Annotated in this window: 7 protein-coding genes; all 7 read right to left on the bottom strand. The window is 37.9% G+C overall.

Translation table 11 applies throughout. The features are described from left to right. Window positions 1–115: 115 nt before the first annotated feature. The 7 genes from ACFSCX_RS00280 to ACFSCX_RS00250 all read right to left on the bottom strand — a co-directional run bounded on the left by ACFSCX_RS00280 (window position 116) and on the right by ACFSCX_RS00250 (window position 11,055). Window positions 116–1,180: a restriction endonuclease subunit S gene (locus ACFSCX_RS00280; RefSeq protein ID WP_377926071.1), complete on the bottom strand. Its 1,065-nt coding sequence runs from the start codon at window positions 1,178–1,180 to the stop codon at window positions 116–118. Further along, the gene (locus ACFSCX_RS00275; protein WP_377926070.1) at window positions 1,173–2,669 is read right to left on the bottom strand and encodes a type I restriction-modification system subunit M; all 1,497 of its coding nucleotides are present in this window, start codon (window positions 2,667–2,669) and stop codon (window positions 1,173–1,175) included. Before ACFSCX_RS00275 ends, ACFSCX_RS00280 begins: the two co-directional genes overlap by 8 nt. Continuing rightward, a complete protein-coding gene (locus ACFSCX_RS00270; RefSeq protein ID WP_377926068.1) occupies window positions 2,662–5,079 on the bottom strand; it encodes an N-6 DNA methylase in 2,418 nt (805 codons plus the stop codon). The genes ACFSCX_RS00275 and ACFSCX_RS00270 overlap by 8 nt, the downstream gene beginning before the upstream one ends. 10 nt (window positions 5,080–5,089) lie before the next feature. After that, window positions 5,090–6,076 (bottom strand): HNH endonuclease, encoded by a 987-nt coding sequence (locus ACFSCX_RS00265; RefSeq protein ID WP_377926067.1) that lies wholly within the window; start codon window positions 6,074–6,076, stop codon window positions 5,090–5,092. A 14-nt stretch (window positions 6,077–6,090) separates the two neighbouring features. Beyond that, window positions 6,091–7,707, bottom strand: coding sequence for a restriction endonuclease subunit S (locus tag ACFSCX_RS00260; RefSeq protein ID WP_377926066.1), 1,617 nt, complete (start codon window positions 7,705–7,707; stop codon window positions 6,091–6,093). A 644-nt stretch (window positions 7,708–8,351) separates the two neighbouring features. Then, window positions 8,352–9,515, bottom strand: a complete 1,164-nt coding sequence (locus ACFSCX_RS00255; RefSeq protein ID WP_377926065.1) for a DGQHR domain-containing protein — start codon at window positions 9,513–9,515, stop codon at window positions 8,352–8,354. Beyond that, window positions 9,505–11,055 (bottom strand): hypothetical protein, encoded by a 1,551-nt coding sequence (locus ACFSCX_RS00250; protein ID WP_377926064.1) that lies wholly within the window; start codon window positions 11,053–11,055, stop codon window positions 9,505–9,507. Before ACFSCX_RS00250 ends, ACFSCX_RS00255 begins: the two co-directional genes overlap by 11 nt. Window positions 11,056–11,232: the final 177 nt, after the last annotated feature.

The following is an 11,232-nucleotide window of genomic DNA, read 5'->3' as shown; positions in this document are numbered from 1 at the left end:
GTAATTCACGCGTGAAAGGTATGCTCTTTCTTCATGAGCTCGCCAGAAGTTATTTCAGTTACGAAAAAGTGTAAGTGAACCGTGTGTCACGTGAACTTCTCAATTTTTTGGTATTTTAACCCAGGTTTTCAGAAATTACCTTCTTATAAGTGGCAGTTAACTCCGCAAGCGCTTGTTCCAGTTCAAATTTTGATTTATCGCTCTGTAGGACGAAGGATGCGAACTGTTCTTGAAGCTTCAACGGTGGTATGCTTAACACTAACATTTTTAACCATTTAAAGTGTCTGTTGTAACCCGTGTTTGGTATATCAGTAAGCATCAGATGATAGTGCAAATAGATGTAATTCACATCTTTTCTGCTACACTTTAGCAACTTTACGCCATCAGCCCCAAGGAAGAACGGCACATCAACATATTTTAAAATACGTGTATGGTCGCCAAAAATAATAGCGGGTACTCTTTCATACAGTCCTTCTGGTTCATTTTTATATCCAGCAATATATCCTTGTCCTTGGTCGATTATAGGATACTGTCCTTCTTCTAAATAATCATCCTTTGCAATCTTACAACCATTCTTTGTATCATCGGTTATAACCTCATCAAAAGGAGCTCTTTCCCAGATCGTGGAATCACTAAAAACATCCCCGAACATCTCGATAAATTGAGCCTTCACCAGTTCATCCGTTTTCAGCAACAGCTTTTGGTAGGATTTCTTCGTGGCATCCATAGCCCACAACATTTTGGCCATCTCGCGCTGTTTATCCATATCAGGCAACTCAAACTCGTAGTTTTTTAGATGTTCCCACTTCACCCGGGGGGAGAGGGATCCTGCCGATTTGCCAATGGCAAAATCAAAAAGGGCGTCGTTCTGTATGATAAATGGCAATAGCTCTGGTAAAATTTTCTCCGGGATGGCCTCAATAACTGTTATGTCACCTGAGCAAATGCCGTCAAAAGGAGCAACTGCGGCTTTTTTCAGATATGCACGTCGGCGACCAAAAAGTACGTCTCCTTTACGGAAGAGTTTCGTAAAAGAATTCTCTTTGTCATCATACCATGCGGACAAAGTGACTTCTTCTGGTGTCAGGTGCTCAAGGCCAACAATTGGGTATCCATTCTTGCTACCTTTACAAGTCTCTTTTCGCTCTTTGGCGACGACTCCTAATAACACTTTACTCATCACTTTCAGCCTCCTTCCCAAGCATATCATTTATTTTCATGTAACGAAGTTTCATCATTTCTGAATGTGTTCTCCAGCTCTCATAACGTTCCTGCAGAGATCGTTCATCCACCTCGGTCTCTTGGTCGGAATGTTTAACGTAAAGAGGAATACTAAGAGAGAAATTGTTGTCTTCAATGTCTTGAATTGTGACAACGCGGGCAAAATTATCGTCAGTATCATATTTAACGTAGGCTGATGCTATTTTCTGGATATGATTATCTTCCATATAGCTCTGCGCATTCTTTCGTTCCACCTCGTTGACTGCATTTATAAAGAGGACCTGCCCGCGGTGCTCCGGACGCTTATTTGTTCGACAAATAATTATGCAAGCCTCCATTGGGGAGTTGTAAAACAGGTTTGCCCCCAGACCTATGACACATTCGAGCATATCGCTGCGAACAAGTTTTTCACGCATACTGCTTTCCTCGTTGCGAAACAGCACTCCATGTGGGAAAAGAATTGCACAACGGCCAGTTTCCTTTTTAAGGCTCATTAAGATGTGCTGCAGGAATGCATAATCGGCACGACCTTGCGGCGGGACTCCCAAGAAGTTGCGCCCATATTTATCGCTTGCAAATGCATCGCGGTCCCACTGACTAATAGAGTACGGGGGATTGGCAAGAATCATATCAAATTGCTTGAGTTTTCCGTTTTCAATGAAAGCTGGAGATTTCAGCGTGTCACCATTCACAATATCAAAGTCCTTCACACCATGAAGAAACAGATTCATCTTACCGATAGCAGAGGTTAGTGCATTGATTTCCTGACCGTAAATAGCAACGTTGCGCCATTCTTTTTCCTGCTGCTGTAGGTACGCAATAGCAGAGATTAGCATGCCAGCACTGCCGCATGTCGGATCATAGATTGATTCGCCAGATTCTGGTTTTAGCATCTCTGTCATCAGATGGACTACGGTTCGATTAGTGTAGAATTCCTGAGCTGTGTGACCGCTGTCGTCAGCAAACTTTTTGATCAGGTATTCATAGCCCTGGCCAAGTTCGTCCTCAGGACAGTTTTCAATAGACAATGTCTTAGTGCTGAAGTGCTCGATGAGTTCTTTCAGCAGACGATCTGGTAAACGGTTCTTGTTTGTCCAAGCACCATCACCAAAAATCCCTTGCAGTTTATCTAAATTTGCATTTTCTATCTTACGGAATGCGTCTACAATGGCAACTCCGACATTTTCCGAAACCGCTCGAACATCGCTCCAATGAGAGCCTTTGGGAACCTGAAAGCGGTGATTTTCTTCAAACTCCAAAGCTTCTTCGTCACCGTATTCCTCTAAGATCCGCTGACACTCTTCATCATAAACGTCACAGATGCGTTTGAAGAACAGTAGTGGGAAAATATACTGCTTATAGGCCCCGGCGTCTATGCTGGTACGGAGAAGAACAGCAGAGTTCCATAGATAAGACTGCAGTTCTTCGATTGTTATCCGTTTACTCATTGACATATCCTCCTTCTATGAGAAGATTTCTCATTGTTTCCTCAGCCTCCAGCATTTCGTCGAATGCTTCGAAGTATTGCCTGCGTGCTTCGGCCGGAGGGACAATTTCTTGTTTTTTCTTTTCTATATAGTTGTTAATGGCTAATGTATAACCTTTCTCTCTCACATCGGGGATAGTGACAACCTTCACCTTTTCGGTGACATCCTTATAGTCATTGTAGAATTTGAATACCTTGCTAATATCATCATCAGTCATGATGTTTTGTGCCCGCTGCGCGGTATAGATGTCAGAGGCATCTATCATGCAAATGCGTCCCTTGTGGTCATTCTTTTTCTCGTTATTTAAAAGCAGAATACAAGCCGAGACACCAGTAGAGTAGAAGACACCACCTACTAATGTAATGACACATTCCAGCTTATCCGATTCAACAAGCTGTTTACGGATTTCGCCTTCTTTGCCGCCGCGGGATAGCACGCCCTGCGGCAGAACAACTGCACATCGACCGGTCTTTTGATTCATAGACTTCACCATGTGCTGCAGCCACGCATAGTCGGCATTTGAATCCGATGGGCTGCCCCACATGTTTCGGCCATATATATCTGAACTAAACTGTTCGGCACCCCAGCTCTTAAGGGAAAACGGCGGATTAGCAACGACGCAATCAAAAGTTTTCAACTTGCCGCCTTCGTGATAATTCGGAGAGCGAAGAGTGTCACCTTGTGTTACCTTGAAGTCCTTTGCACCATGTAAAAACAGGTTCATTCGGGCGATTGCGGATGTGGAAAGATTTTTCTCCTGACCATAGATGCGACCGTAAGTCAATTTATCACCCTTCATATAGCGGATGGCTTCTATCAACATGCCACCGGTTCCGCAAGCGGGGTCGTAAACCGTTTCTCCGATCTGGGGATTCATCAGCATGATAAGAAGTTTAACAATGGAACGCGGGGTATAGAATTCACCTGCGTTCTTCTTGGATAGGTCAGCAAATTTCTTAATTAGGAATTCGTAGCTATCGCCCATAACGTCTGCAGAGTAGTTTGTATTACCGACTTTTATTTTTGACATATGCTCAATGAGGTTTTTCAGTCGCTCATCAGATAACTTCGTTTTGTCAGTCCAGTTGGCATCATCGAAGCTGCTGAAAACACCGCTTAGTGTATCTGGGTTTGCACGCTCAATTCCATTCATCGCTCTGACGATTGCGACACCTACGTTTTCGCTAGCCTCACGAACATTTTGCCAGTGGCATCCTTCCGGGATATCGAAGCTGTGGTTTTCCGGGAAACTGGCATATTCTTCATCGCCTCCAGATCGCTCAAGTGCATCTTGTGTTTCTTCGTCGTAGACATCACTTATTCTCTTGAAGTAAAGGATGGGTGTAACATAGCTTTTGTACTCATCTTGGTTTATTGGTCCGCGAAGAATATTGCAAGCCTCAAAAAGATGATTAAATAACTGCTGACTAGTTGTTTCTTCGTTGGTTGGAATGGAATCTTTTAATTCTTTATCTGCTGTTTCTACAGAGGACTGTATCATAGCGTTTCGATCTCCTGTCTTAACCTTAGTTTCTCTGCTTCTTCCAATGCCAACACTACCATCGGCATTCACTTTTTCCATCTTTGATGGATATTTGTTTTCAAATTCTACCAATATCATAAGTAGACGCTCATCAAGGAAAGTTACCGCATGCTTTCTGATTTCTGTAGGTATTCCGTAGTAGGCCTCTGCGATGCCTCCTGTAATAGCAGCCAGGGTGTCGCTGTTACCGCCTATTGATATTGCATTACGGATTGCATCTTCAAAATTCTTTGACTCGAAGAAGGCTTCCAATGCTTGAGGCACTGTATCTTGGCAGCTCTCGTTATACTCATAACTGTCACGGATTTCGTCAAGCGTAAAGTTCAGCGGGTAATAGTTCTTCGTTATGTAGTCACGAATCTCAAGTAGGTTCTTTCCAGAGCGGGCAAGGAAGATAGCAACTGCTGTTGCTTCTGCACCTTTTAAACCCTCCGGATGGTTGTGAGTAACTACTGTAACTAATTTAGAAAGCAGTTTAGCTTCTTCCAGGCTGTTTGCAACGAAACCACAAGCGCTGACACGCATCGCCACCCCATTTCCGTAGCTTCCATAAGCTGTTGGATTATCAGAATGTATCCAATCTCTAAATAGGTCACCATATCCGCAATTTGGATAGTGTTTTCCGATACCTTGCATATGCTTAACAGCATTTTCAGACAGGTTACTATAATCTAATTTACTGTCTAACAGAGCTTTAGCTATTGCCAAAGAAATGATGGAATTATCTGTAACACTGCATTTATAAGTTAAGAAATCAAACTCTTTGCTTCTGTTATTATTCCATTTGAAACGGGAACCGACGATGTCCCCGATGATAGCTCCTAACATGGTGCACCTCCTATTTGTAGTAAGACAGTAACTGGTCGAGCGTTATTGTAAGGCCACATACATCCAGCGCTGGCTTACGGTCATTATAAATCTTTGTAAGAATAGGTATTTTATCTTCAAACTTTCCGTAATGAAGAAGGTTATGACAGTGGCTACAAAGTGAAACCATGTTCTCCAGAACATCGAGTGAATATGGAAACTCTCTGTATTTGCATATCGGGATGAGATGATGAGGCTCAGTGTAGGGCTTTCCATTCTTGCGAAGGAAGGTACGGTCAGCTGGCTCATACTCACACAAGAAGTCGGCTTTAAGCAGAGCATCTGCAGCGCGATTAGGATTACGCACTGGTTTCTCTCTCCCTGTGGCTGATGAAGTTGTCGTGTCCTGCTTCTCCCGGACACCGCTCCAAGTTGGCTTTACTATTGAAGCGGACTTTTCGACTAACTCATTGATAGCCTCTCTCTCGAAATCATTGTACTCAGACTCTTTATCTTCAATCACGCTATTCAAGGCATCATCTATTACACCCAGAACTTTTGCATCTGTCTGTTTCTTTTTAAGGGCTGTAAGAAGATAAATTGCATATTCATCCTGAAGATGATTCATGTACTTGCCCTGACTAACGGCGCCATTAACGTTAAATACTCCACCAGTTTTGTGGTGAGTTGTAATCCATTTTGAATGATCGTTAATTTTTATTGGGTTTACATCCAGATAATCGACGTTCACCTTATAACCGTCAGTGCTCCAGCCGCCGCTCACTCCTGTAGTAAAAGCAGCAGGCTTCGAACTATCGTAACAATCGGTAGCAGCTATGCCGACGGATATAATACTTCCGTTACAATGATTAAGTATTGTGTCACCCTTTCTTATTTGTGACATAGTTGTATATCCAGGAATACTAGCTCCGTTCCTTGCCACTTTCGGCGACCATACATAACCACCAGCGCGCTCTTCTTTATATGTTTTAGACTGTACTACATAAAACACCGCCATAATTTAACCTCCAATCAAAATTCTCGTAGCTTTTCTACAACCTCTTTCCAACGCTTTTCAGCAGCTACGATGGTTTCTTTATAGATAGTCAACTCTTCTGTGTATTCATCAGCCTTCTTTTGCTGTTCTTCAATAGAAGGTAGTGGTATTTCTAAGGCATTCAAGTCTTTGTAGCTGATATTAATTATTGTACTTCCTTGTTGCACACCACTTATCATCTTTTCTCCAAGCGGGCTATCTAGGAACAGTTTTAAATAAGTACTGTTAAGCATCTTTGTTTCCGGACGAATTACAATGATATTTGATGAAGCGATGCAAGAATAAATCTGCTCATGGAAGATGGCAGTTCTAATTGCTGTACCTCGTGCAGGTATGAGCACATCGCCTTCTTTAAGCAAGTAATTAGTAATCTTACGTTCTTCTTCATCAAAGTGATCTAGGCTATCATAATCGATGTCGTATGCTCCGATATTGGAGATGTTTACAACACCAATGCTTCCGGTTGGATCTTTCTTTGATACTGATTTCCCACGGAAAATTTCTGCGACATCTCCCATTGCCTTTTTACGAACAGACGACTCTTGGAATTTAAGCCACTCATCATCTTGCTGTGAGAAGATTTTGTTTATGTTCCAGTCACCAAGTTCCTCAAGCTCATCTGACATTACAAACGTCTCTTCCTCTATAACAAGTTCGTCAGCTGTATCACGTCTGTTTTTACGATTCTCAGCTTTGTAGCGACGAACTATTACATCATCATCACCTGGCTTAGTATTAACAATATCAATGAGGTAAGTTTTAATTCCCGTTCCTTCAAAGGCTCCATCAGGAAGCTCAGCAATCTCCTTAACACGGTAAGTCTGCTGCACAAACCTTCTGAGCTCACCGTTCTTTCCCTGAGCATATGTGATTCTTGCTGGCATCGTGATTACAAGCTCGCCGCCACCAGTTGTATGAAGAAGAAGGTTTTCAAGCGCTACAGCATCTTGATCTCTGCACATGAAATTTTCATCTTCTGCAAGGTTTCTTGTTCCAAAGTTAGGAACAGAGAATATTAGGTCGTAGCGGTTGTTTGTAAAGCCATACTGATATATGCTGGCATTTAATATATCTACATTCTTGTATCCAGCAAAGATCCTGTTCATTACACGAAGACTGATTGTATTTTCAGTTGTGATAGTGAAGTTGCAACCAGGATGATCATCAACAAGCCTCTTTAAGTTAGGGATGAATTTTTCTCCTTCAGCAATAAGTATTGTATCTGAATCAAGCTTGAAGCGACTATTGTACTCATTAATTAGTGCGTTAGATGCTGCTATGTATCTAAATCCTCTGGAGCTCTCCGCCAAAATGGTTTCCCACTCGAAATCTTCCGTGAAATCACCATAGGCTCTATATAATCTTACAAATTGTTCCTTGTCCTTAAATGGATTAACAATGTCGAGCCTATCAGCCACAGAGAGCATCGTCTCATAGATTCGATCTTCCGATTCATCTGATTTTTCTCTGTTAAAGCATTCTTCTTTAGTCTCAGCCACAAGAAGTGCAGCAGGGACGTAGGAATCGCTCCCCATATACCCTCTGAATAGATTTATATATTCAAAGATGGCTTTTTCGCTTTTTTTAGCCATGATTTATACCTCCTATTCTCAATTACATCTTTAACTGTACTAAGAATATCACACCTAAAATCAAGTGTCAATACACATTTTAAACTTTGGTATTTGAATACCAAAATATCTTACAACAATATTTATGTTTCGATGTATTCTATCTCTTTAGTAAGTGCCACCACCTCCTGCGGCAACAGTCAACTTAACTAGCCCTTTTTATGCCGGGGTTCCTTTTATAAGATAAAAAAATAAGGTCTCCAGCAAACGGTGATTGTTACCGAAAGACTGAAAACCTTTGTTTTAAACCCATTTCTAGGCTGATTATTTAACTTTGCTACTCTATTACTGTACCTTTACAAAATCATAAAATAATATTATTCAATGAGTATATAACCTCAGGTTTGTACATACGTGCGAAAATGAACCTTGCATGTAACTGGCTAAAGTTCCCTCCTAAGACCCATTAACCTATATAAAAACCTCATTTACTTATGGTACAGTTCACCATATCACTTCTATTGACGAATTTAAAAAAATGAAGAATAACCACATTTTTACATTGTGGTTATTCTGATACTCTTATAATTGTTCATATTTTATAGTTATGCATTTATTTACTAGTTAACAAATGACTCTATTTAGTAACTTATTTAAGTTTATTATTAATTTATTTTTTCTTCCTCCCCCTTTAATATTCTATTTATCGTTGCATAGCCTGAACCGGAACTATAAGAGGTAAATGGCCCCCCAACTTCCCAATCCTCATCAGTAATATTAGATTTATTAATCCTTAGAATTTCGATTGAATTGGCTAAGGCTTTTTCTATTTCTTTTTCTTTTCTAAATTCTGATGTCAAAAGTCTATGAAGCGGAAAAACCCCGATCCCTTTTTGAATACTATAATCAAAATTAACACGGTAAGCGTCAATTTTTTCAATATACATAAAAGAAGATTTCCACTTCTCACAGATCGCTCTCCAATACTTCTCCAAGATAGATGTTAATTTATCTACTAAGTACTCAATTTGTTCCTTTGTATATACTTTATTCTTACCATATTTAATATAAAGAAAATTACGGGATAATGGTGTTATTGATTTACTAAACTGACCAATACCTATTATCTTATTTTCACTATCTCCATCTCCAGTTTTAATACTATTATACCAAACGCAACTTTCCTCTGACATTAAGCGTTCAGTTACATTCAAACTAATTTGATGTACTGCTTGTTTTTGACTTAATTCGTTTAATGATTTTCTAATATTACTCATATTAGTATCTGCTAGATCAGTAGCAACAGTCTTACCTTTTTTATTTATATCAACAAACGACCTTATCTCAACATACCTATCCCAATTATCATTATTAGAAAGTAGCATTATATTTACTGGATACTCCCAGCATAAAAATGCATCCATTTCATCAGCTGCCTCTTGACGTTCTTCATCTGAATATAATTTGGTTTCCTCTTCTAATTCTACTATTATTCTTCTCATCGCTTCTATTCTATGCTGTCCATCAACTATTCGTAATTGTCCATTAAAACTAAAATTATTATTACTTTCAATTTCAAATGACTCCTTATTAATAGCCATAATTATTGATGTTGGAAGTATAGAATACTGTTCATTTTTAAGGTATTCTACAATATTTTTTACATGATTATCATTTATAGGTCTCTGATAACCAGTTTTGTTATTTAATGAGTTATAAACGTCTGGTTTAGCGAACCTAATAAGTTCTTTAACTGTTAATGTTGTAATTACTATTTCTACATCATCTTGGTTTATTTTCATATTATCGCGGTTAATTTTATTTTCCATCCTCTTCCCCTCCTTCTAGAAGTTTAAAAAATGTTCTTACTGTAATGTCATTATTAGCTTTTAAATAGTTATCTATATCCTCTAGATGGATGTCAAGCGTTTCATATACTACATTATCTAAAGATTTGACATGACTTGAAATTTTATTATCCATATCATCTGTATTTATAAGTATAGAAGTAATTGATTTAATAAAAGCATCATTATTATAAAGGTGTTCGATTATTCCAAGGTTTTTTGCATCTAATTCTCTAATTAACCTTGTTCCGTATTCATTGTAATGTTGCGCATACTTCTTCTCAGTAAATTTTAAATTCTTATTAACTTTACAAGTTTGCAAAAATCTTTTTACCAATTCCGATGTTAATTCCTTTATTTCATTTCGATTAAACTTCTCACTATCTTTTTCTAATAGTTTTGTAAATAAATTAATCTCCTTGTGAATTGTATTACATAAGTTTTTAATACACTCATCTATATGTTCATTTACTTTATCATATTCATCTGATTCAGTAAGATCAACATTTCCCTGATAATAAGAGAATACTCCACACAATACAATATATATCCACCATCCATTTTCCCGTTCTGATATAATCTCTGTCAGCAGATCCCTAATTTCGCTATCTAATTTCACATCAGTAATAGAATTAAATATATATTTTGACAGGTCTAGTTCGTTTCTTTTACTATCTAATAAAACATAAAGAACTTTTCTTAATATTTCATTTGCTTCCTTTGCTACCCTATTCTCATTTACTATAATAGTGACATTTGTCCTAAATATATAATCCCCAACTGCATTAAATATATATTTATTATTTAAATAATTTCCAAACTCTACCTTCAGAGTTTCTTTTAGATGTAGATATGCATACCTTTTAAAAACCTCTATCTTTTCCTGAAGTAAATCTTCATCTGATTCTGACATCATTGCTTCTTCCATATAAGTCAGTTTATTATCAATGTTTTTTAGTTCTTCATATATTGAGTTAATTTCCTTTTCGTAATATTTACTTGAGATAAGTACTTTGCTATTTTTATAGAATAGTAAATGTTCCATTTCACCCCAAAATAAATTTGCTAAGCTCTTAATTTGTAGTTCAAAGGGAATTCTTTTATCACTATCTTCAGTTAAGTACCCATCAATCTTAAATATAGCATGTCCATTTTTTTGATTTGTAGGCTGGCTATTGATATTATCATTAAATATAATATTATGTATTTCAGATTCAGCTTTAAAATCTTTCAATATACTATAGACTTTACTTTCATCCTTAATCTTCATACAGATAATTCTGATCCCAATAATATCATTAAACAAATCATAAATACTTAGCCCATTATTATGCTCATTATCTACATTATGTCTTTTAATTTTTTCACTGAGACTATCTTTACCTTTTATTCGATATGTAACAATTATTTTTATATTATTTTCTTTATACAAATCTTTAATCTTATCACAAAGCTTTACTCCAAAACTTTCTAGATTTGAGCGATCTCTTTCTAATTCTTCTAACCATTCTTTTACACTCACAACCCATCCCCCTTTTTCCCTTATTTTGCTATATTGTATTTTGATCTTACACATGACTACAATATCATCCCTACTATACTATTATTTTGACACAATATGACAAATTTCCTTCTATTTTTCTTGGAAACACAGATTTGATTGCACCATCCTCAAATGACGTGAAGCAATTCTTTTTTC

The sequence above is a fragment of the Bacillus salitolerans genome (assembly GCF_042680805.1).
GTDB classification, from domain to species: Bacteria; Bacillota; Bacilli; order Bacillales; family SA4; genus Bacillus_CJ; species Bacillus_CJ salitolerans.
The sequence above is the reverse complement of the archived record's forward strand: the minus strand, read 5'-3'. Positions and strand labels throughout refer to the sequence as shown.